Here is a 21,316-nt window from a genome sequence, read left to right as displayed (position 1 = left end):
CTCAATAGAGCAGCGATTCAACTCGCTCGATCTTGGCGGCCAACGAAGCCTCTGCTTCTTCTTCGGTGGCTCCATCTGCGTAGAGCGTACACACCGGGAATCCTGTTTCGATCCGACTGCCTGGGAAAGGAACGTCGGCGAACTCTGGTCCGGCGATGGTCGCTTCGCGTGAGAGATCAAACGCTGCGGCAATCTGCTCGAAGACTTCCTGCCGGAAATCGATCGGCTGCCGCGCATATAAAATCCGAAACGCAGCGGCCGAGTCATCTGACAACGACAACGCATCGACTTCCCTTCCTTCGCACGCCGCCACGTGCATCCCCATCAAGGCGATCGCACTGCGACGATCGTGCAGGGCCATCGATGCGGTCCAACGTGGATTCACTTCCAGGACCGTTGGCTTGTCCGTTTGAAGAAAGTCGATTCCCCACAAGCCAAGCATCTTCGCTTCAGCATGGATCGCTTCCGCGATCGCCCTAAGTTCTTGCGAGACTGGCTGCAGCGATGTTACCCCGCCAGCGAACAGAAACATCCCAGGGGCACCGAAGTTAAAACCGATCTGCAATCGACATAACCCGACGACGTGCACTTTCTTTTTTGTGGAAAGCAACGCCATCGACATCGGTGTCCCTGACAGTTGGCGTTGCAGAAAGAACTGCGAAGAACAACCTGGCGGCTCCTGCACCGTTTCGATTCGGAGTCCTCCGGCCGATCGATATGGCTTCTTCAACCATGGCTCGTTGAAGACTGTTGAAGACGATGCTTCGTCGAGACGTTTTGATTCAGGGAAGTGGAATCCATATCGCTTTGCGACGTCAGCCAGCCAAAATGGATCTCGCACTTTGCGGAGTGCGTCCGGCGTCGCACCTAAGAGCGGAGCATGCCGCGACATTCGCTGAACGAGCCGCGGATAGTTCTCGATTCCTCCGGTGAAGCACCACGCGTCAACCGTCGTCTTGCTAAGCCAATCTGGTGCCGACCACGGATATTTGGAGAGCGTCGTCGCGGCAGCTAATTGCTGGGTGTCGTAGTCTGCAAACAGGTCGCCGGCAGTGACTTGATAATCGGCTCGGATCAACGAAGCTGCCATCGCGCGGCAACTGGCGCCGACCACTCCAATCGTTCTTCGCTGGCCTGGTTCCATGGCAACGCCCTATTCCGCGCAAACTGGAAGAAAATCCCAGCCTCCTAATGCCGTATGACCTACGTTTTCAATTAGCAAGGACACTCGTCACTCTCTTCTGAAGAGAGGTTTGCCGCAGAAACCCGCTTGGTGCTGTTGTTGAAAAAACGCAACATGACTGGGTGGAAGCGAACTCCCTAAATCTCGTTTCGGACCCTTTTGAATACTGGCGTCGCCCCCCGAGTCGGCCAGCTCGGCAACCTTCCGGTACGCCGCGACCCCATCCAAGTTTCTCACACTTGTCAGGAGAGAGTTTATGCTTCGCCGATCTGCTTCGCCGGATGAGGAAATGTCTCAGGTACGTTTCGGCCGCAAGCCAGGCATCATCGTCGTTCTCGCCGCTGTGATGATGATTGTCATGATGGCCATGCTCGCCTTCAGTATCGACGTCGGCTACATGTATACCATGCAGTCGCAGCTTCAACGTAGTGTCGACGCCGCCACACTGGCCGGTGCCGGAAGTCTGATTGATGGCGAAGCCGCTTCGACCGACGCCATCCACGAATACCTCGTTCGCAACCCAGTTGGCACGCAGTGGAAAGAATACGACAACCAGCCAGTCAGCGAAAGTGTGCAGCACTTCCTGACCAACTACTCGCAAGGCTTGGATGTCAGCTACGGCGACTGGGACGATAGCACGAAGCAAATCGTGCCATCAAATCGTCCTGCGTCGACCGTCAAAGTTAGCATGCGATATGACAACATGCCCTTTTTCTTTGGGCATTTGCTGGGCCGCGAATCGTTCAGCATCCGGGCCGAAAGTGCCGCCGCCTATCAGCCACGTGACATCATGGTGGTGCTTGACCTGTCGGGTTCGATGAACGACGACAGCGAATTCAACGCATTTAATACGCTGGGCGCCGCTCACGTGACGGCCAATCAATACCAGATGTACGAGGAACTGGGTTCGCCAATCTACGGCAATCTCGAGTTCACGCCACAGTGGGCTACCGCCAAAGGACCAGCTCCAACGCGTGATTCGCACGCCCAGGTCTCTGTCGAGTACCAATACAACAAGATCGTCGTCAACTCGACCAAGTCGTACAACCGCGTGCGAGTCCGTCGGGCGGACAACAACATCGTGACCTATTACCCAAGCAGCGGCGAAGCAACGCTTTCGCCTGGCAGCCAGGTTCGCGAAGTCTGGGTCTACAGTGGTAAGAACGCCGACGGTTCGGACCAGATTCACTACTTCAACTTCACCCAGCGTTCAACCTTTGAGGCGGCACTGGGACTCGACACGGTCAACTATCCGTACGGTGGCAACTGGAACTCGTATCTCGATTACTGCATGTCCGGCAGCAATCAGAACAACTCCAAAGGCTTCCGCTATAAGTTCGGCTACCAGAATTTGATCGTCTTCTGGTTGGATCAGCGTTCGCTGAATAGCCAGATGCCAGACATGTGGAAGGCCAGTGCCCAGCCGATCACCGCCTTGAAGTCTTCCGTGACGATGTTCGTCAACTTCATCCAACAGGCCGACTCGGACGACCAGATGGGCCTGGCGGTCTACAACGGCCCCGATGGCGAAGGGGTGCTCGAATCGATCCTGGCGGATGACTATGGCTTCATCATTGCTCAAGCCAATCAGCGTCAGGCAGGTCACTATCACAACTACACGAACATCGCCGGTGGGATGACGGTCGCCCGAGAAGAGCTCGACGTCCGGGCTCGGGCCGGTGCCTATAAGATGATCGTGCTGATGACCGACGGTCAGGCCAACTGGAACAACGGTGGTGTGAATTCTTCGGCGGCTCGCAATGCGGTGCTCGAAGAAGCTTACCTCGCTGCAGACCGTGGCTACGTGATCGTGACGATCAGCATGGGTGCCGGTGCGGATAAGAACCTGATGCAACAGGTCGCCGACATCACCAAGGGATCTCACTTCAACATTCCCGGTGGAAAGACCGGGGAAGAGTATGCGGAAGAACTGACCGAAGTCTTCCAGCAGATCGCCGGATACCGCCCACTGCGACTGGTTCAATAGGTCGCACGTGGGATAACAATTCTTCCCGCCAGAGGCCGTCGTGCATCGCTGCCCGCGCGACGGCCTCTTCTCCTTTCTTGCCTTGCGAACGCCCTGCTGGTCGAATGCCTCCCCTCCTTTGCCAGGGGCCAGACCAGCCAGATTCTTCGGGCCGTTTATCTACTTGCAATTCGGGCGAAGTCTGCTATCGTTTTCGCTTGTAGCGTGCGTAAAGTCCTGGTTTGTCGGGATTTTCGGGGGCTTTCGAGTGCCCTGACGCCCCGTTACATTGAACGGATCGAAATCGCCTGTGCGACGCAGTATTGCAACCAACTGTCACACAGGTATCACCCCGAATCTTCCATAGTTCACAAGCGGAGAAACCCGGATGTCGATGTATATCGGAGAAGCCCTGGCTGGGGATGGCAACGAAATCGCTCATATCGATCTGATGATCGGTTCGAAGGATGGCCCGGTTGGCCATGCGTTTGCTTCCGCCCTGGTCAATCAAACTGCCGGTCACTCCAACCTGTTGGCTGTGTTGACCCCAAATCTGGCTGTAAAGCCAGCCACCGTGACCATCACCAAGGTTACGATCAAGAACTCGAAGCAAGCCGTCCAGATGTTCGGTCCAGCCCAGGCCGCCGTCGCCAAGGCTGTTGCTGACGCTGTCGAACAAGGCGTGATTCCTAAGGATCAGTGCGAAGATCTGGTCATCGTGTGTGGTGTCTTCATCCACTGGGAAGCCCAGGACGATAAGAAGATCTACGACTACAACTACGAAGCGACTCTGCAGTCGATCAAGAATGCCATGACCGGCAAGCCAACCGCTGACGAAGTCATCGCAGGCAAAGAACAAGCTGCTCACCCGTTCCGCGGTTTCTAGTCGAACGTCTTCGATTGACGCTGAAAATCAAGTCCCGCGTGCTTGCCTGAATTGGGCTCTCGCGGGATTTTTTATGCCTGCAGTTCATCCTTCGCGAACACGCTTACGGCCGGAATTTCGATAGAAGAAAATTCGCGTCAGATATCTCTTATTCTCGAAAGCAATTCGCCATGAAAAACATTCTTCTGCAACTCGATACCGATGTTCAACCCAGCACGTTCGATTCCGTGGTGGCGATCGATTCTGGAGCGGAGGTAATGTTTCGTCATGGTGGCGTCACGCCAGATCAAGTAGCCGGCCTGGTGCATGGGCTGATCTTCACCCGTGCCCCCAGCAAATTGAACCACTCGGCCATTTATGTCGGCGGATCCAACGTCGACGCAGCCGAGAAACTCTTGAAATCGGTTACCCAAAGCTTCTATGGCCCAATGCGGGTCTCGGTCATGTTGGATGCCAACGGTGCCAACACAACCGCTTCGGCCGCCGTAATCTGTGGTGGACGTCACTTGAATCTGGAAGGAGCCAACGCCTTGGTCCTGGGCGGAACAGGCCCCGTCGGTCAGCGTGCCGCGCGACTGTTGATTCGGGCAGGAGCCAACGTTCGCCTCGCTTCCCGATCGCTGGAAAAGGCCACCGCGATCTGTAAGCAAATCGCCGACGATGTTCAAATCGGCTCGCCAGAACCTCTGGCAACTAGCGACGACGCATCGGTCGCTACGGCGCTGGAAGGCGTTCAACTGCTGATCGCCGCAGGGGCGGCTGGCGTTACCCTGGTGACTGAAGAAGTCCGTCGCCAGGCAGCCGATCTAAAAGTGGCGATCGATTTGAATGCGGTTCCCCCAGTCGGACTGGAAGGGATCGGTTCGCAGGACAAAGCGGCTGAACAAGGAAGCCAAATTTGCTACGGCGCGATTGGCGTTGGCGTGACGAAGATGGCCATCCACCGGGCCGCGATCGAGTATCTCTTCAGTCGCAACGACCTGGTTTTGAACGCGGAAGAGATCTATGCCCTGGGAATGGACCTGGAAGGTTGATTTTCGCTGCGTGCTATCACTGGTAGATGGTCGACAACGATATTGTCTACACGAAAGATCTCAACGAGGGAGTGATAGCATGCGTAACTGGCTATTCGCATTGACTCTGCTGGCAAGCTCGCTGGCTGGTTCATCCGCGCAAGCCGCCGGACCTGCTCAGTACTGGATCATCGCCCCAGAATCGACGGCGGCCCCGATTCAAATTCCGCGCCAGAAGACTCGCTATTCTTATGGCTGGTTTGGTGTTCAAGATCCTTACCGGCAAGCCGGATTTCATCACGGCTATTTCAATACCTACGTCGACTGGACCTTCCGCTAAGTCAAACCGTCAGGCGTCGCTCGATTAACGAGCGGCACCGACGAAGAAGCTGAAGACCTGAGTCTGGTCGGTATCGGCACGATTGACTGGGAAAGCAAAGTCCAAGGCAATTGGTGCCTGACCCAGAGCCGGAACCGAAATTCGGAGACCGAAACCTGGGGCGATGTCGAAGTCATCCCAGACGATCTTGGTCGACTCTTCCACCGCACCAACGTCAGTGAAGATCACGCCTTTGACCATGTCGTCGGCAGTGATCGGGAACATGTATTCGACCGAACCGAGAACTCGGAACGGACCACCGACGTACACGTCGCCCGACTTCGGACCGACGCGACGGAAGTCGAAACCACGCAAGGTCGAGAAACCACCCGCGTAGAAGTTCTCGAAGATTGGCGTTTCCGCACCAGAGAAGCCTGCTCGGGTCGAAAAGCCGAGCGTATGACGACCGGAACCGTCGGGACGTTCGCCCAGCAGGAAGTATTGCCGGAAGTCGACTTCCGCGCGGGAGTAGTCGTACTCGCCAAAGGCTTGTTCCAGGTTGATCTCGAACAAGTGCCCTTCGGTCGGCGAGAACGCCATGTCACGCGTATCGTGGGTGATGCTCCAACTGGCCGTGTACAAGTCGTGATGCCCGACCGCTTCGTTCAGCTCTTGAACGTTGTTCACGCGCGGATCGCTGATCCCCACGTCTTCCATTCGCAGACTGACCGCCGTCGAAAGGTCAGGCGTCAAACGATAGCCAAGACCAACGCGACCGCCGATACGCTGTTCGTCCCAGTCGCGATAGATTCGATTGAACAAGTAACCGCTCATGTTCATGCTGACGCGGGTATTGAACAAGTACGGTTCGCTGAAGCTGACCATGTAACGCTGGACCTGGCTACCTGGCATCGCTTCAATACGAAAGCCCTGCCCTGCACCTCGCCAGGCGCGGCCATTCCAAATGTCGTCGACGCTGGTCGGAAACCGACGCCAGTCGAAGTTGCGTTCGTCGATCACGATCGAACCGTTCACACCCGCATCCGAGTTGATACCGACACCAAACTGGAAACGACCAGTCTGGGCTTCTTCAGCTCGGATGGTCAAGTCAGCCGTACGGCCAGGATCGTAATACGGATTCGGCGTGATGATCGCATCGGGGCCCAGCGGTGGATCGTAGATACGAGCACCACCCAAGGGACGGCCATTTACGGGAGGATAAGCATAGCCAGGGCCTCCACCAACCGGAGCTGGCAGCGGCGGCGAGTCGTACGGATTGCCCGACGGGTCAACGTTGTACATCCCGGTTTCCGGATTATCAGGCGAAGGAAAACCTTGCTGATACTGCACCTGTTGGCCAGGATACTGCTGTTGATACGGATCGACCGTGCCAATTGGAGCACCCGAGGCTGGCATGCCATTGCGATACTGATTCGGATTGCCGGGAGACGCCTGGTAGGCAGACCGGCCGTATGAATCCCAGTTCTGTGTGCTTTGGGGATATCCCGAGGCGTTGTTTTGGCTTTCCCATCCGGGCATTTGCTGTTGGCCATAACCGCCACTCATCGTTTGAGCCGAGACGGTCGTCCAACTGGTGCAAACACACGCGATGAACCCTAACGCCAGGGTTATATTCAGCAGTTGTCCGCTTCTGTCCACCTAGTGGTCCTCATTCAGCGTTGGTGCTCGGGGGGGAAATCGAGCTGAACCAGGGCTTCTTAGTTGTTCGGCATGGATGAATAAACGGAAGTCGGGTTTTGCTGCGGCATCGCTGCTGAAGCTTCCCGGTACGTCGGCTGCGAATAGCGGCTTGTCCGCTGAGTCGTCGCTGGAGCAGCTTGTGGCTGGGAATAGCCTTGTTGCTGTTCGTAGTACGACGGTTGCGGTTGGGCCTGGTATTGCGGCTGCGGCTGGTAGGCCTGCGGCTTCTGATACTGAACCTGCTGATAGACAGGCTGTTGCTGCTGCCCATAAGGCTGCATCTGAGCCTGTTGATACTGAGGTGGTTGCGCCGATGGCTGTTGCACCTGGCGATACTGAGGCTCGCCAGCGACTGGGCTTTGACCGCGATAGGTCTGGCGACCACGCTCGGCGACCTGCGTCTCGACTTCACTCAACTCCGGCGGAGCCACCGTGATCGATGGCGTCACGCCTCGATGCGGTTCGTTCACAAACAACTGCGACGCTTTGATACGTCGTTCGTCGTCGCGAATCTTGGTGATGTCGATGATGTCACCAGGCTGCAGCGACATGCGGTTCATAATCACGGCATGCTTGGTGTGTGGCATGTCGCCACTGATTTCAATGTTGATGTTACCGACGCGGTACTGGTCCCCTTCACGAATGTCGTAAACGAGGTCCAGCGTGCCTGGGGTTTCCAGGAAGCGAGGTTCCGCTTTCACGTCGGCGTGGATGTAGCCCTGCGAACCATACAGGTCCGAGATCGAACGAATGTCGGCGTTCATCTTCTTTTGATCGAAGAACTCGCCACGCTCCATGTTGATTTGGGTGAAGAGCTGTTCGGTCTCGAAGCGGGTATGCCCGACGAACGAGATGTTTCGCACTTCGTAGCGTGGGCCTTCGTCGATCACGAAAGTGATGTAAGCCCATTGGCCGCTGTCGCTGTACTTGATCATGCGATTGACGTTCGCCTTAAAGAAGCCGAGGCTTCGGTAATAGGCGGTCAGGCTATCGACGTCTTGTTCGACTTGCGACTTATCGAGCTGCCCCTGCAGGATGTAGAACCAGCCGGGCTTGCTTTTGATTTGTGTTTTCAAACGTCCGTCCGAGGCAATCGAATTGCCGACAAACGTCGTGCTACCGATTCGAGCCAGCGGACCTTCATGGATCATGAACACCACACCCTTGTCGTTGGCCTCGAGCCCTTCGACAACCTCGACGGTCGCTTTTCCGTGACCGCGCGTGTGGTAGTAGTCTTCCAGTTTCAGACGTGCTTCTTCGATGACGTACTTATTGAGGGTCCCTTCGACCTTCATTTCCGACTTCTTCAGCAGCGTTTTGTCGCGAACCGATTCGTTGCCCAGAAACTTGATGTAGGCAATGCGAGGACGTTCTTCCAGCACGAAGGTAACGGCAATTCCTTCCGCCGTTTTATCGGTCAGAATTTGCACGTCACGGAAGAGTCCCGAGGCGGCCAATCGACGCACGTCCGATTGGATCTGTTCTGGGTCGAATTCACGGCCAACACGTGTTTTGACCATCGACCGGATACGGGTTTCTTCCGTCTGGTTGTTCCCTTGCAATCGAATCCCGGTCACCAGAGGGCGCGTCGGGTTCGATGGCGAAATGGGCGCAGGTGCAACCAATTCCGGCATGATGTCTTGTGCGTTTGACGGCGTTACGGCCAATCCCAGGCACAATAGCGCGGTCGTGACGACGGTGCTCGATAGCCCGTGGCAAGTCCACTGCATTTGGTAAATCCCTTTATCAACAAGCTGGCTGGCTTCCGTGCCTACCATCGCATCCCTAACTCGGGCGAGCTTTTGGAACGCAATGTGGAGAAATACTGAAACGCGATGCTCCTGGCAAGACGAATATTGCCCTTGAGTTGCGCTGTTTAGGGATACGCATCGGAAAAGTTGAAGGTTCAGGCGAAACGGGACGCTAGCGATGCTGCCGTTGTCCCCAGATTTCCGATTAAGAGAAGCCACCCCTAGGGGGCTGGCAGCAACTGGATGGCGTCGAGAATTACGAAGCCCTCGGTCCCTTCGGTTCCGACGACAATCGTCACTTCTGCCTCGGCGGAAAGCTCGACTTCGCCAACTGTGCGAAATGCTTCCCCATTGGCGAGCGGCCTCGTTTGATCGACCATCAACTGGGTGGTGCGACCCGACTGGGTCACCATCAGAGGAACATTCTTGGCGCGGGTCGGATGCGGCGAATAGGCCATCCGGACCGCATACTTACCACTCTTGGGAACCTTGCAGTGAAACGTGGCTTGGGCGGTCCCTTTGTTCTCGCCACCATCGTGCAGGTAGCCGGTGTCGATATGCGGCTTAAAGTTGGTCGACCGCAGCCAGCTCCCTTTCAGCTTGGCCGAAGCATCATCGAGCACCACGCCCGCGAGCGTCTTTGAAGCAACATTGACCTTCGCCATCGGCGGCGACGGCAGGTCTTCCAGCTTCGGCAGCTCCAAGACCTGACCTTGTGCCAGCAACTGCTCGCGGAGCTGTGGATAGTCGAGATCTTGAACGGGCTTTTGTTGCTGGGCCGCCATCGCGGCAGCAATGCCAGCACTTTGTCCGATGATCATCCATGTCGGCTCGACCCGAATGGACGAGATCCCCACGTGGGTGCACGCCATGGCAACCGGCACCAGCAGATTGTCGCACTCCGCTGCTTTCGGCAGGATCGACCGATACGGAATATGGTACGCGTAACCATGGCGACGTCCTGGCATGCGAATCGGGAAAATCGTTCCTTCATCTTTGACCGTTCCATCGGCAAACGCGACCCGTTGGCAGTCGTGCGAGTCGATCGGAAAAGAAGAGACGGCGATTGGATCCGCTTTCTCTGGGGCTTCCAGAATGTCGCTCTGACTCACGACGTACATCCCTTCCATCCGGCGACCTTCGCGAACATAAAGTTGCGGCGGCCAGTGATCCGTTTCCGGAAACTCGTCGGCACACAGACCAAGTCGGGCATAGCGATCACGAATCGACTTCGGCACCGCCGGATCAGTCGTCAGGAAGTGATAGAACTCGAGGGTGTACTGTTTATGGGCTTCAAAAATCTTGTCACGGCCCGCTTGATCAGTTTCGCTCCAGCCATTGCAGGCCCCAACCAGTCCCAAAGAGAACTGCCCGCCAATCGAGTTGTTGCCGTCGAACTTGTTGCCTGGCAGCGGATACAAGTCGATCCCGTACTGGGTTCCGCCTGATTGAATGTAGCGACGCAGTGCCTCGAACCGGGCCGGATCGTACTGATTTGGTTTGGGCATCTCGACACGGTTGTTCTCGTCTTCTGTCAGACACAGCCGGAAGCTATAGACCATTACCAGATCGTCGCCGTCCGCTTCATTGCCTGGCTGATCAGTCGTCACGAGCGGTAACAGATTTCCGGCGTCGTCGTAGCCAGAGAACTTCATCGTCTGCTTGGGATAGCGTTTCCCGGCGAGCGATTCGCCATATTCCGCTTTACCTTCCCGGCCGATCGTCCACGCGACGCCAGCGGCCGCCAACAGATCGCCCTCGTAGGTTGCGTCGACGAAAGTCTTCGCCGTGAAGGCACCTTGACCGGTCTTCATCTCGATGATCGTCGGTCCATCTTTTTTGACCGACTGAAGGATATGACTGGGAAGGACTTCGACGTTGGCTTCCTTGAGCATCGCCATCGTGACGCGCATCGCCACGTGAGGTTCATAGGTCCACGTGGCGTTGTTCTTCACGCTGACGTCGTAAGGAAGCTGCACACCACGAGCCTGGTAGTCGGCTTCGATACGATGATGCCATTCGTCGAATAAACCCATCACGGTCGAACGCACCGTCTGGTTCGAGTCGCTGAAACTGAGCCCGCCGGTATTCACACCACCGACATGCGATGTCGGCTCGATCAGCATGACCGATGCCCCTTCGCGGGCCGCGGCGATCGCGGCACAGAACCCTCCCGGCGTAGCACCATAAACAATGACATCGGCGGAACGGGTCTCGGCGTAAACCGTTTTCACCGGGATCAGCAGAAGCGAGAAGATTGCGGCACAAACGGCAAAAGAAGCAAGCGTTTTCATCGAGGTGGGGCCAAGCAAGAAAGGAGGGGGCAGGTAGGTTGGCTCCCATTTTAGCCTGACGAGGGCTCTGGTTTCAAACAGTTGGCAACAAGGCGACTAGAGGACGATGAACCTGATCGCAATTGCCATCAGAAACGTCAAGAACCAACTCCCCACTCCGAGACGATGCAGCCACGTGCGTTCTCGTTTATTACTGATGTCCACACAAACCGCGATTACCAGAATCACGGCAGGAACCTCCCAATTCATCAAGCGAGAGACACCATCCAGAGCGTGCCCGAAAACGACTGGCCGCATTACCGATAGCCCCATGTATGTAAGCAATCGAAAAGTAAACATCCAACTGAACCAGACCAGCCAATGCCATTCTTGTCGGAACTTCCAACACGCCCAAACGAACAGGAAAGTTTTCAGGTAGTTGGCTATCCGGACTCCCCAAATCAGATAGTCCGTCGCCAGGTCGTGCATCTCCGAAACATCAGACGCATTAAAGATCAGGCCGTAGGTCACCATTAAGGTGTTAGGCAGTTGTGCGATGCCAACAGCCAAGAGAATGACGGTCCCCGGCTCCATCACGATCGGGCGATGCTTGACGATGCCGATCCCCAGAACGATTAGGCAGAATAAGAACGAGCCGGTCAGCCATGCCTGCTCGATTGAGCCGATCCAGTACCAAGCTTCGGCCACGCCTTGATCATCAGCCATCATGCGCACGAACGTCACGTTCATGCCCAGCGGCAACAGCACCAGGGTCAGCCAAAGCCAGAAGCCTCCTAGCGAAAACTGCCGCGAAGTGAGTTCAGGTGCGCGCTCTTCCATCATCGATGCCCAGCCGAAGAAACCTGCGATCACCACACTTGCATATGCATGGAAAGGTGTTGCCGAAGGGATGCCAGGCAACTTGAAACTTCGACCAGGATATAGAAGTGACTCGCGAGATGCCACTATTGTGAAAGCGGACTGCGATATCAGTCCTGCTCGTCAAACCGCGTCCAAACGCCTCGAATGCGGCGCTCGTGAGGAACGTAAGATGCCTTGTAACGCATGTGATCGTTCCCGGCGACATAGAAGCCGAGGTACAGATATTTCAGGCCCCAGGCCCGGCACGCTTCGATTTGCTTGAGGACCGAAAAGGTCCCAATGCTGAGGTGAGCCAACTTCGAATCGAAATAGCAATAGACGGCCGACATTGCTTCTTTGCCAACATCGGCGATCGATACACCCACCAACTTATCTTGATGAAAGTAGCGGAACTCGCGACTGTCACAGCAAGTGATTCCCAGGAACTCTTTCAGGCTCTTGATATCGATCTCGCTACCTGGCTCACCAAGACCACGACCGACTTTGTGTTGGTTGTAGAGATTAAGCCTTTCCAGGTCGACGCGAGGTTCACCGATCTCGACTCGCAGATTATCTTCCCCCTTTTTCAGCACGCGGCGATGGCGGCGGCGAGGTTGAAAATCGTCGACCGGAATACGAATCGGTTCGCAGGCCGTGCAGTCTGGGCACTCGGTGTGGTAGATGAAAATGCCCGAACGACGAACGCCTTCAGAAAGCACCAAGTCAAAGGCCGCTGGCTCGGAGCGAAAGTCGCTTAGATAAAACGGGAGCACAGCCAGCCGGTCAGGCAGGTAGGGACACGTCTCTTCGACGTCAATAAATTTTGCCCCATACTCTTCGCCCATTGGGTCCTCATTGCCCAGGCCCCGCTGAAAAGCAGCGACCGAAAACCACGCTTGCCCCTGTCCACCCGACAAGGATCGACGACTTAAACCGTATATCGTCTCTACATAATTGTAGGGCGTACTTCAGGCCAATCCTATTGCATTACGTCTCAAATCCAGTGCGGGCACCCTTCGGCGTGGGAAGCCACAAAAAAAGAGCCCGCACAATCGGGATTGCGCAGGGCTCTTTTTTGCAAAGCTGCCGAACAAGTTGTTCGCTGAATTACCGCCTATAACGCGATTTCAATGGGTTCTTTTCCGTTGGGCTCGATCGTAACCGGGATATCATTTCGGGAAGGCTTTCCCTTGCGAGGACGATCTGGATTTTCTTGGAAGTTGGGATCGTTGTTCTTTTTCTTCTCGGCCTTCCCCTTCACATGACCGCCGAGCACATTCACGCGGTGCTCTCCTGGGACGGCCCCCATCTGACCGTTGGAGTAACGAAGCGTGAATTCGCCATTCTCGTTGGAGCGACCATACGAAGGAGCCCCCACCTGCTGTGGATAGAACTCCATCGTCGCTCCGACTAGCGGTTGGCCATCGACGGTAATTTTTCCGGTCACCGGCGCCAGCTGTGGACCGTCGTGGGCACCACACCCGGCAAAAGCGACCGCGACGAGAAGAACCAAGCTACTAGCGATTCGTTCCATGGTTGTATTGAACTCCGTATCCAACAAAGCGACAGGCATGACGGGCCCTCAGCGAATTAGTATTCGCCTAGGACTCGGCCATCTTGGCGGTTGGCCAGATCCATTAGGGTATTGAATACGATGTGTTCGCTAACGAAACGCACCGAGCCATCGGTCATTGTGAACATCGCTCCACCAGGATGTGCGGAAACAAACGGCGTATTGTGTCGCGGACGGTTGTACATCAGCCCGACGCCGAATGGATTGTTGACGCCAGGAGCAACGACATTGATCCCAGCACGAATGGTCGAAACACCTTTCCAATAGCTTCGTGCCTCGGACTTCGATCCACCACCACCGCCGCCGAACAAACCGGCATCGCTCAACCACGAACGATGATCGGCCTGTTGGATTTCTCCGTTGCTATCGAGGTAGCGGAAATAGTTCGATTGCTCGCCGATTGCCAGCGTGTTGCTGGTGCCGTCGGCCACATGGCGGAATGAACAGGTATCCCCGTTCACGTCGTCGACCGCAACAAAAATGCCGTTGTAGTCCTTGCGACCGCGGTATCCATTCCAGAAAGTTGGCGACGAAGCGTTGTAGGCGCCGCTTAGGCCGGTGTAGTCGGCAATTTGATATTCGGCCGTTGCGGGCGCACCCAGGTTCTGCGTTTCACTGGAAACTGCCTGGGTATGCATCGCATCCATCGGGTTCGAAGGACAGCGGACCGATTCCATGTACAAGTTTTGTGTGATCTGCCAGTTTCGATCGAGCGAATCGGCCGCGAAATCGGTGTCGTCGTAGGTAATCTGACCGGCGGCAGCCCCTTGATCCATGAAGGCCAGAACTCGAACCATCCAGCTCGCGGGCTTGCGGTTCGTCGGCGTTGGATAGTGCGAGATCGGGAAACAGCCGTGCGTATCGTGGTAGTTGTGAATGGCCAGACCAAGCTGCTTCAAGTTGTTCGAACACTGCATTCGCCGGGCAGCTTCGCGGGCCTGTTGGACGGCAGGTAAAAGCAACGCGATCAACACACCAATGATCGCAATCACCACCAGCAACTCGACCAGCGTGAAAGCCTTGAAGCGACGATTGAAATGCGGCATAGTCTGACAACTCCGTTCTCGAAACAGAAAAGGACTGATAATTCCGGATCCCCCGATCGCACGGGAAGATATCTCGCGTTACCAAGCAATTTCTGGTCCAAAAAGCGTGTTTTGTGTGCCACAGACGCGGCATCTCCCGAATTCGTGCCTGCCAAGGCCATCGCAGGCTGGCAGCAGACGTCGCAAGTCAAGCGACAACACAATTTAGCCAAACTGCATCTTGGCACTTTACTTTTGGCCGATTTGAAAGAAGTTTGCCGGCCAAATATGGCGGATTGCGCAACGTCCCTTCGGGGGCGGGGCTGGGTGCCTGAGTGCTGGGCAAGTGTGATGAGGAATTCCGCAGCTTCCGAGGCAAGAAATAGAAACGTCCGGCTGCGTTCTGGCAACCGGACGTTGGTTAATTGGGCACGCGACTAGAAGCCACCTTCGCCTTGGTTGAACGCCGAGAAATCGTCGGGCTCGCGATCGAAGGCATTCTCGAATCGGGTGAAGTCTTTGAGCCAGGTCAATTTCACTTCGCCCACGGGGCCTGCACGCTGCTTACCGATGATAATTTCGGCCTGACCGGCGTGCTGCTCGCGTTCTTCACCGTGGTGATAGTACTCTTCACGGTGCACAAACATCACGACGTCGGCATCCTGCTCGATAGCACCTGATTCACGCAAGTGGCTCAGCTTGGGCTTGTTGTCCTTCGAGGCTTCGGCCTGACGATTGAGCTGTGCCAGACACAGGATCGGCACATTCATTTCACGAGCCAAACCCTTCAATCGTCGCGCGATCTTGGCGACCTGTTCCTGACGTGGATCGTCGGCATTGTCAGGTTCAATCAGCTGCAAATAGTCGATCACGATCAAGCCGAGACGGCGTTCGCTACGAATGATTCGTCGGGCTGAGGCCGCGATTTCGGCCACGGTTCGGCTCGGCGAGTCGTCCACAAACAAAGGCGCTTCCCCCACCAGTGAAGACTTCTCGATCAAACGAGCACGGTCTTCATGGCTAAGCGTGCCGTTACGAAGTCGGTGACCGTTGACGCGAGCCACGCTACAAAGCAAACGATCGCAAAGTTCGACCGAACCCATTTCGAGGCTGACGAACAGCACCGGCACTTTGTCGTGCACGGCAACATTTTCGGCGATATTCATGGCGAAGGCTGTTTTACCCATCGCCGGTCGAGCGGCCAAAATCAGAAGCTGGCTGCCATGAAAACCGCTGGTCATTTCGTCCAGGTCGGCAAATCCGGTGAGCACGCCATCTTCATTCGCCTCACCCCGCAATCGCGCATCGATGCGTTCCATCGCCTCGGTGACGATTTCTCGCATGCTGGCCATACTGCGACTGTCGCGACCGTCGAGAATCGAGAAGATTTTCTGTTCCGCACGACCAATCAGTTCTTCCGGCTTGCCTGCTTCCTGGTAGGCATCTTGCAGAATATCGGTCGCCGCAATGATCAGGTTCCGACTGGTTGCCTTCTTACGAACGATCTCGGCGTAGCTGGCAGCATGGGCGGCATGCGGAACACTTCGTGCCACCTTGGCCAGGTAAGCCGCACCGCCAACGAACTCCCAATCTCCAGCATCGCGTAGATGCTCGCTGAGCAGCGTGACGTCGATCTTTCGCCCACTGTTGTGCAGATCGATCATGTGCTCGAAGAGCTTCTTATTCGCGTCGTCGTAGAAGTCTTCCGGACGCAAAATCAGAATCACGTCGTCGAGGCAGTCGGGCAGAAGAATGATACTGCCCAAGACACACTGCTCGGCCTCGATGCTACACGGCGGTTGCTTATCGAGAATGTTCGTGGTGACTTCTTCTCGATCGTCGAACCGACGCTTCTTGGATTTGTTGCCGCCAGTGGCCAAAGGGTATGCTCCGTCGATTAATTTGCGAGAAGGTTGTCGAGTCGCGGTTACCATCGTACCGCACCGGGCGAGCCTTCCCAGTCACTCGCCAGATATCGCGGCCAAAAGACTCGGAAATCACAAGATAGCCAGGTCCAGCTACAAAAAAACTCCTCGGGGAGGCCGAGGAGTTTTTTTGATGTCCGCGGGGGATATGTCTTCAGGTCAGCCCTGGATCGAAAGAGCAGACCGAGCTCCGTCACCGGCGGAAAAAAAGGGAGTGCGACTTACTAAGACCAACAAGCCTCGAGCCATGATTAGGTCGGCTCAAGAGACTTGCCGTAGCGTGCTATACGGTCCCGAACGAATCGGTCGTGGAGGCACGATTAACTCAGTGCGTGAAACGCACACAGACCTCAGGGGCGAAACTTAATCGCCCGAGACGGTCGGAACAACCCACACCTTCAATTCCGACTCGATTTCGGCATGAAGGTGAATCTTGACGGTATACAAACCGAGTTCTTTCAGCGGACCCTGCAGGCGAACCTGATCTGGGGTGACGGTGAAGTTCTGTTCTTTCAACGCATGGACAATTTCGACCTGACCGACACTGCCGTACAGGTGACCTTCGTCGTTGGCGTTGGCTTCGATGGTAACGCTCTGGCGGTTGAGCAGATCGGCGATCGCCCGCAAACCAGCCAAACGCGACTTTTCGATCTCGGCCAGTTTCGCCTTGTGCTTATCAACCATCCGCTTGTGGTGGGTGGTGGCGACGGTGGCGAGGCCCTGCGGAATCAGGTAGTTGTTGGCGTAGCCAGGACGGACTTCGACAACATCACCTGGCTTACCGAGGTGATCGACCGATTGAATCAACAGCAGTTCGATACCGCCGTGCTTACCTTTCGGCAAACGCTTCCAGGGACGTGCAAGATGCTTTTCAGATCGAGTTGGCATGGTGTTGCTATTTCCAGTAATTGCCAGTGGTTTGGCGATCGTTTCTTACTTCGGGGGTGACGTCGACGTTTGTGTCGACCGCCAGCCACTAAAATGGGATGTCGTCGTCAGCACCTTGTTGGGACCCAGGTCCGCCAAAGCTGCCGTCGTCGTAGGAGTCGTAATCGTTGGCAGGTGCCTGGTTGTAACCACCGCCGCCGCCTCCTTGAGGCTGCGACTGACGCTGCGGTCGCGAAGGGCCACGGCTTGGTCCGCCGCCGCCTTGTCCTTCACGTCCACCAAGCATCTGCATCTTTTCACCAACGACACGGAGCTTGGACCGCTTTTGGCCGTCCGTTTCCCACGTATCGAGCTTGAGTCGCCCCTCAATCAGAACGGACGAGCCCTTGCTCAGGTATTCACTGGCGATTTCCGCGGTGCGTCCCCAAAGGGTAACATCCACGAAGGTCGTTTCATCGACCCATTCGCCCGATTGAGTCTTTCGTCGATCATTGACCGCCAGGCCCAGCTCAGTGACGGCCGTTCCGCCCCCGGAGACATATCGTAAATCGATGTCCCGTGTCAGGTTCCCGACCAGAATAACTCGGTTGAAACTTGCCATGGTGACGCTCCTACAGGGCTAGATCGAAATCGACTGGTTAATTGCTGACGCAAGTCGGTGCAGAAGTTACTCTGCAGCTTCGACTGGTTCTTCTTCCGACGATTCTTCTTCGTCCGAGTCGTCCGATCCGCTGTCGTCCGAATCTTCGTCGCCAGCGAACTCATGCCCTTCGGCGTGAGCGATCAGCATGTCGACCAGACGTGGATCTTGCTTGATGAAGAGGAACCGCAGCATGTCATCATTGATGTTACATGCGTAGTTCAACTCGTCCATCTTCAGGCTGTCCAGGCGGAAGTAGGTCAGCCAGTAAGTGCCACGACGTTGCCCGTTGATCGGGTACGCCAGGCGCTGTTCGGCCCACATACGGCTAACCAGGATTTCGCCACCCAGCTTTTCAACCAGGGCGTTGATTTTACCGGAGACCCCACTGGGATCCTTTCCATACCGGTTGGAGTCCAGAATGAACATCCCCTCGTAAACGTAAGCCGCCAAGGTTTCTACTCCTCGAATGTCGACGTCAAAATAGTCGGTGGGTGGCAGTCGCCGCTTTGCTGGGGCGTGCGACCAACCACGTTGGTAATTGAATTGCTATCCGTTGTAGTGATTCATCGTGTGCGTGATTCCCTGGGCAACCCAGTCTTCGACCGCCGAAGCGGCACGTTCCACGCACAAATCGATTTCCGGCTTTTCGACCTTCGCAAAGCTGCTCAGGACATAGCCGGCTACGTCGGCTCCTTCTCGTGGTGGCCCGATTCCGACGCGAAGCCGGGGCACCTCATCCGAGCCGAGTTTTTGAATCACATCGGCCAGTCCGTTTTGTCCGCCTGCGGATCCCTTGCCTTTGAGCCGTAATTTGGCCAGAGGAAGATTAAAATCATCGCAGACAATCAAAACGTCTTCCAGCGTCAATTTATAAAAATCGAACGCAGGACGAACGCTGTTTCCACTTTTATTCATGTAGGTGTGGGGCCAGAGAAGAAAAAGCTTCTCACCACCGACGCCTATCTCAGTTAACTGACCGTTGAACTTGGCTTTGGGAACTGGAGCACTATGCCGTTTGGCCAACGCATCCAGCACGTCGAATCCGACGTTATGCCGTGTTCCGTCGTACTTACTTCCTGGATTTCCGAGCCCGACGACGAGTTTCATCACATCCAGTCAATCAGCACAACCGCGGCAACCAAACCGACTTAGTTACCAGGTCGGAAGAAGTCGACGTGCAGCACTTCGACACCGAAAGTGTCCCACTGGACCTCTCGCATGACGACGCTTTCGGAAACGTCTCCTTCCAGGGTAATGTTCTTCACGCCGTGGCGAACAATTGCCTCGAACTGTTCGGCACACAGCGCCAAATGAATCACATCCTGGCCCGCACCATAAAGCACCGCTGGAATTTGTCCTTCGCGGCGGAGGTTACGGTTTGCGAGCTTGCCGGTCTTTTCTCGCTTCGTGGCTTTGAGTGTTTCGGCCATGAAAACTAGTTCCGCAGTCAGTAAGTGTTGTCTTGGGACGACCGGGCAAAATCTGCTTTAGGCCGGTTCGTATTTATCGATAGCAGACCAGCCAAAGAGCAAATGCTCCCTAACGACCAGCTTCGTAATTTTGGAAACTGGTTATTTTGCCAAAGTCTTCGCCGTTGACAAGTCCAAACCAAGGCTCTGGCGCGATTTCGTGTCAAGCGGAATTCAATGAAGGCGAAAATGCTCAGTGAAATCGGCAGAACTTGGATCGAGCAGTTTTCCGCAATTTTCGAGCAGCGAGTCACCCTAAGCCCAAACAAGGCTACGATTTATTTGTATTCCCTTTGTGATCGATATAATCTGCCCGGTAGTCACCCAATCGCACCAGCTGCGAACTTTGCGGGGGATTGCTTATCCTCATTCTTTAAGAACAATTGAGCAGAATGTCCTTTCTTGTCTTCTGGAATCCCTGACTTTTCAAAGCTCATGGCCAAAACGACCCGCAGCAAAGCGATTGAATATGTCGAACCGATCGGTGCCCGTGTCCTCGTCCGCAAGGACGAACCGAAACGGACCACCAAAGGGGGCATTGCGCTGCCGGATCAGGCCGAGATCCCCACGATCACCGGTCGAATCGTGGCGATTTCCGCCCAGATCGAAAACAACGAAGACTTCCCACTTCGTCAGTACGACAAGATCTTGTTCCACCCCAAGGACGCGATTCCGGTCGATTTCGAGACCGACAACCAGCTATTTGTGGTCCCTGTCGACGACGTCGTCGCTGTGTTCCGCCGCGAAACAGGTACCGCCAAGAAGACCAAGTCTGACGACTAAGCCCATAACGGCAAACACCTTCCGGACACGCACCGTTCTCGTAACGGCCTCTAGCCGATGTTCTCACGGAACAACGCGCTGATCGACTCGTCGTTGTGGATACGCTTGATCGCTTCCCCCAGCAGGGGTGCCACCGACAAGACCCGCATGTTGCCCAGCAGCTCTTGTGACTTCTGGGGAATGGTGTCGGTCAGGATGATCTCTTTGATCGGAGCCGCTTGGAGCCGAGCCACCGCAGGTCCACACAGCACACCATGGGTCGCGGCCAGGTAAATCTCTCTTGCCCCGGCCTTATGGACCACCTTAGCCGCTCCGCAGATCGAACCAGCGGTGCTGATCATGTCGTCGAAGATCACGGCTGTCTTGCCTTCGACCGGACCACCGATGATGTTCTTGGTCGTGGTTTCATGAGCGCTTGTACGGCGTTTATCAACGATTGCCAGCTCGCCGTTAAGGCGTCGATGATGGTTGACCGCGCGCTTGATGCTCCCCGCATCAGGACTCACGACGACAAGCTCTTCCGTCGGAATCCCAAGACTCAGGAAATAATGATTGAGCACCGGTGAAGCATTCAGGTGATCGACCGGAACATTGAAGAAACCTTGAATCTGAGCAGCGTGCAAATCCATCGTCAGCACGCGATCCGCCCCGGCACTGGTGATCAGGTCGGCCACCAGCTTGGCGGTAATTGGCACACGGCCTTCGTCTTTACGGTCCTGACGGGCATAGCCGTAATACGGAATCACGGCGGTGATTCGCTCGGCACTGGCGCGTCGACAACTGTCGATCATGACCAGCAGCTCAATCAGGTTGTTGTTCACTGGTGGGCAAGTCGGCTGAACCAGAAAGACATCGCGACCACGCACGTCTTCCTCGATCTTGCACTGGATTTCACCGTCCGGAAACTCACCCAGCGTCACACGACCCAGCTTCAGATGCAAGAAGTTGCAAACATCTTCGGCAAGTTTGGGATTGGCGCGACCGCTAAAGATTTTGATCTCACGCATGACGTAAATTGGGCAACCGGCTGGAAGTTATCGAAAAAAGACGCCACGAA

The 21,316-nt window shown here is 55.7% G+C and carries 20 protein-coding genes; 5 read left to right on the top strand and 15 right to left on the bottom strand.

The genetic code is table 11. The features are described 5' to 3' along the window. Position 1 precedes the first annotated feature (1 nt). Positions 2-1,114: an ATP-grasp domain-containing protein gene (locus ABD890_RS16595; protein ID WP_345092074.1), complete on the bottom strand. Its 1,113-nt coding sequence runs from the start codon at positions 1,112-1,114 to the stop codon at positions 2-4. Positions 1,115-1,439: 325 nt separating this feature from the next. Between ABD890_RS16595 and ABD890_RS16590 the strand changes: the two genes are divergently transcribed. From ABD890_RS16590 to ABD890_RS16575, 4 genes are all read left to right on the top strand, one after another. Then, positions 1,440-3,170 carry a VWA domain-containing protein gene (locus ABD890_RS16590; RefSeq protein ID WP_345092071.1) on the top strand — a complete coding sequence of 577 codons (1,731 nt, stop codon included), beginning with the start codon at positions 1,440-1,442 and terminating at the stop codon, positions 3,168-3,170. 367 nt (positions 3,171-3,537) lie between these two features. Then, entirely contained in the window at positions 3,538-4,035 is a 498-nt protein-coding gene (gene fae, locus ABD890_RS16585; RefSeq protein ID WP_345092068.1) for a formaldehyde-activating enzyme, read from the top strand. A gap of 170 nt (positions 4,036-4,205) precedes the next feature. After that, a complete protein-coding gene (locus ABD890_RS16580) occupies positions 4,206-5,069 on the top strand; it encodes a methylene-tetrahydromethanopterin dehydrogenase N-terminal domain-containing protein (protein WP_345092065.1) in 864 nt (287 codons plus the stop codon). A 79-nt stretch (positions 5,070-5,148) separates the two neighbouring features. Beyond that, positions 5,149-5,388: a hypothetical protein gene (locus tag ABD890_RS16575; RefSeq protein WP_345092062.1), complete on the top strand. Its 240-nt coding sequence runs from the start codon at positions 5,149-5,151 to the stop codon at positions 5,386-5,388. Positions 5,389-5,412: 24 nt separating this feature from the next. Here the strand turns inward: ABD890_RS16575 and ABD890_RS16570 are convergent, their stop codons facing one another. The 13 genes from ABD890_RS16570 to ABD890_RS16510 all read right to left on the bottom strand — a co-directional run bounded on the left by ABD890_RS16570 (position 5,413) and on the right by ABD890_RS16510 (position 19,437). Further along, entirely contained in the window at positions 5,413-7,026 is a 1,614-nt protein-coding gene (locus ABD890_RS16570; RefSeq protein ID WP_345092059.1) for a BamA/OMP85 family outer membrane protein, read from the bottom strand. Between the two features lie 59 nt (positions 7,027-7,085). After that, positions 7,086-8,846 (bottom strand): BamA/OMP85 family outer membrane protein, encoded by a 1,761-nt coding sequence (locus ABD890_RS16565; RefSeq protein ID WP_345092057.1) that lies wholly within the window; start codon positions 8,844-8,846, stop codon positions 7,086-7,088. A gap of 194 nt (positions 8,847-9,040) precedes the next feature. Beyond that, positions 9,041-11,113, bottom strand: coding sequence for an FAD-dependent oxidoreductase (locus ABD890_RS16560; RefSeq protein WP_345092054.1), 2,073 nt, complete (start codon positions 11,111-11,113; stop codon positions 9,041-9,043). A 96-nt stretch (positions 11,114-11,209) separates the two neighbouring features. After that, the gene (locus ABD890_RS16555; RefSeq protein WP_345092051.1) at positions 11,210-12,013 is read right to left on the bottom strand and encodes a hypothetical protein; all 804 of its coding nucleotides are present in this window, start codon (positions 12,011-12,013) and stop codon (positions 11,210-11,212) included. Between the two features lie 68 nt (positions 12,014-12,081). Further along, positions 12,082-12,798 (bottom strand): arginyltransferase, encoded by a 717-nt coding sequence (locus tag ABD890_RS16550; RefSeq protein WP_345092048.1) that lies wholly within the window; start codon positions 12,796-12,798, stop codon positions 12,082-12,084. Positions 12,799-13,067: 269 nt separating this feature from the next. Further along, complete coding sequence (locus ABD890_RS16545; protein ID WP_345092045.1) at positions 13,068-13,487, bottom strand: carboxypeptidase-like regulatory domain-containing protein; 420 nt, start codon at positions 13,485-13,487, stop codon at positions 13,068-13,070. Between the two features lie 56 nt (positions 13,488-13,543). After that, a complete protein-coding gene (locus ABD890_RS16540) occupies positions 13,544-14,572 on the bottom strand; it encodes a DUF1559 family PulG-like putative transporter (RefSeq protein ID WP_345092042.1) in 1,029 nt (342 codons plus the stop codon). 416 nt (positions 14,573-14,988) lie between these two features. Beyond that, a complete protein-coding gene (gene dnaB, locus ABD890_RS16535) occupies positions 14,989-16,485 on the bottom strand; it encodes a replicative DNA helicase (RefSeq protein WP_345092039.1) in 1,497 nt (498 codons plus the stop codon). 354 nt (positions 16,486-16,839) lie between these two features. Then, on the bottom strand, positions 16,840-17,364 hold the full coding sequence (gene rplI / locus ABD890_RS16530; protein ID WP_345092037.1) for a 50S ribosomal protein L9: 525 nt from the start codon (positions 17,362-17,364) through the stop codon (positions 16,840-16,842). A gap of 88 nt (positions 17,365-17,452) precedes the next feature. After that, entirely contained in the window at positions 17,453-17,965 is a 513-nt protein-coding gene (gene ssb, locus ABD890_RS16525; protein ID WP_345092034.1) for a single-stranded DNA-binding protein, read from the bottom strand. A 66-nt stretch (positions 17,966-18,031) separates the two neighbouring features. Then, positions 18,032-18,457, bottom strand: a complete 426-nt coding sequence (gene rpsF, locus ABD890_RS16520) for a 30S ribosomal protein S6 (protein WP_345092031.1) — start codon at positions 18,455-18,457, stop codon at positions 18,032-18,034. 96 nt (positions 18,458-18,553) lie between these two features. Beyond that, positions 18,554-19,114, bottom strand: coding sequence for an aminoacyl-tRNA hydrolase (pth, locus tag ABD890_RS16515; protein WP_345092028.1), 561 nt, complete (start codon positions 19,112-19,114; stop codon positions 18,554-18,556). A 41-nt stretch (positions 19,115-19,155) separates the two neighbouring features. Continuing rightward, positions 19,156-19,437, bottom strand: coding sequence for a hypothetical protein (locus tag ABD890_RS16510; RefSeq protein WP_345092025.1), 282 nt, complete (start codon positions 19,435-19,437; stop codon positions 19,156-19,158). Positions 19,438-19,911: 474 nt separating this feature from the next. Here ABD890_RS16510 and ABD890_RS16505 point away from each other — a divergent pair, with 474 nt between their 5' ends. Next, positions 19,912-20,259 carry a co-chaperone GroES gene (locus tag ABD890_RS16505; RefSeq protein WP_345092022.1) on the top strand — a complete coding sequence of 116 codons (348 nt, stop codon included), beginning with the start codon at positions 19,912-19,914 and terminating at the stop codon, positions 20,257-20,259. Positions 20,260-20,309: 50 nt separating this feature from the next. On the opposite strand, the gene ABD890_RS16500 is transcribed toward ABD890_RS16505, so the two are convergent. Next, positions 20,310-21,266: a ribose-phosphate diphosphokinase gene (locus ABD890_RS16500; RefSeq protein WP_345092020.1), complete on the bottom strand. Its 957-nt coding sequence runs from the start codon at positions 21,264-21,266 to the stop codon at positions 20,310-20,312. Positions 21,267-21,316 lie beyond the last annotated feature (50 nt).

Origin of the sequence: Bremerella cremea, assembly GCF_039541315.1 — a bacterium.
Lineage (GTDB): Bacteria > Planctomycetota > Planctomycetia > Pirellulales > Pirellulaceae > Bremerella > Bremerella cremea.
This window is presented reverse-complemented; position numbering and strand designations above follow the sequence as displayed.

Coding starts and splice junctions, on each gene's coding strand:
- ABD890_RS16560 (WP_345092054.1), bottom strand. CDS start 11,113: ATGAAAACGCTTGCTTCTTTTGCCGTTTGTGCCGCAATCTTCTCGCTT.
- ABD890_RS16500 (WP_345092020.1), bottom strand. CDS start 21,266: ATGCGTGAGATCAAAATCTTTAGCGGTCGCGCCAATCCCAAACTTGCC.
- ABD890_RS16510 (WP_345092025.1), bottom strand. CDS start 19,437: ATGGCCGAAACACTCAAAGCCACGAAGCGAGAAAAGACCGGCAAGCTC.
- ssb (WP_345092034.1), bottom strand. CDS start 17,965: ATGGCAAGTTTCAACCGAGTTATTCTGGTCGGGAACCTGACACGGGAC.
- dnaB (WP_345092039.1), bottom strand. CDS start 16,485: ATGGTAACCGCGACTCGACAACCTTCTCGCAAATTAATCGACGGAGCA.
- ABD890_RS16545 (WP_345092045.1), bottom strand. CDS start 13,487: ATGGAACGAATCGCTAGTAGCTTGGTTCTTCTCGTCGCGGTCGCTTTT.
- ABD890_RS16550 (WP_345092048.1), bottom strand. CDS start 12,798: ATGGGCGAAGAGTATGGGGCAAAATTTATTGACGTCGAAGAGACGTGT.
- fae (WP_345092068.1), top strand. CDS start 3,538: ATGTCGATGTATATCGGAGAAGCCCTGGCTGGGGATGGCAACGAAATC.
- ABD890_RS16565 (WP_345092057.1), bottom strand. CDS start 8,846: ATGGTAGGCACGGAAGCCAGCCAGCTTGTTGATAAAGGGATTTACCAA.
- rplI (WP_345092037.1), bottom strand. CDS start 17,364: ATGCCAACTCGATCTGAAAAGCATCTTGCACGTCCCTGGAAGCGTTTG.
- ABD890_RS16575 (WP_345092062.1), top strand. CDS start 5,149: ATGCGTAACTGGCTATTCGCATTGACTCTGCTGGCAAGCTCGCTGGCT.
- ABD890_RS16580 (WP_345092065.1), top strand. CDS start 4,206: ATGAAAAACATTCTTCTGCAACTCGATACCGATGTTCAACCCAGCACG.
- ABD890_RS16505 (WP_345092022.1), top strand. CDS start 19,912: ATGGCCAAAACGACCCGCAGCAAAGCGATTGAATATGTCGAACCGATC.
- ABD890_RS16540 (WP_345092042.1), bottom strand. CDS start 14,572: ATGCCGCATTTCAATCGTCGCTTCAAGGCTTTCACGCTGGTCGAGTTG.
- pth (WP_345092028.1), bottom strand. CDS start 19,114: ATGAAACTCGTCGTCGGGCTCGGAAATCCAGGAAGTAAGTACGACGGA.
- ABD890_RS16590 (WP_345092071.1), top strand. CDS start 1,440: ATGCTTCGCCGATCTGCTTCGCCGGATGAGGAAATGTCTCAGGTACGT.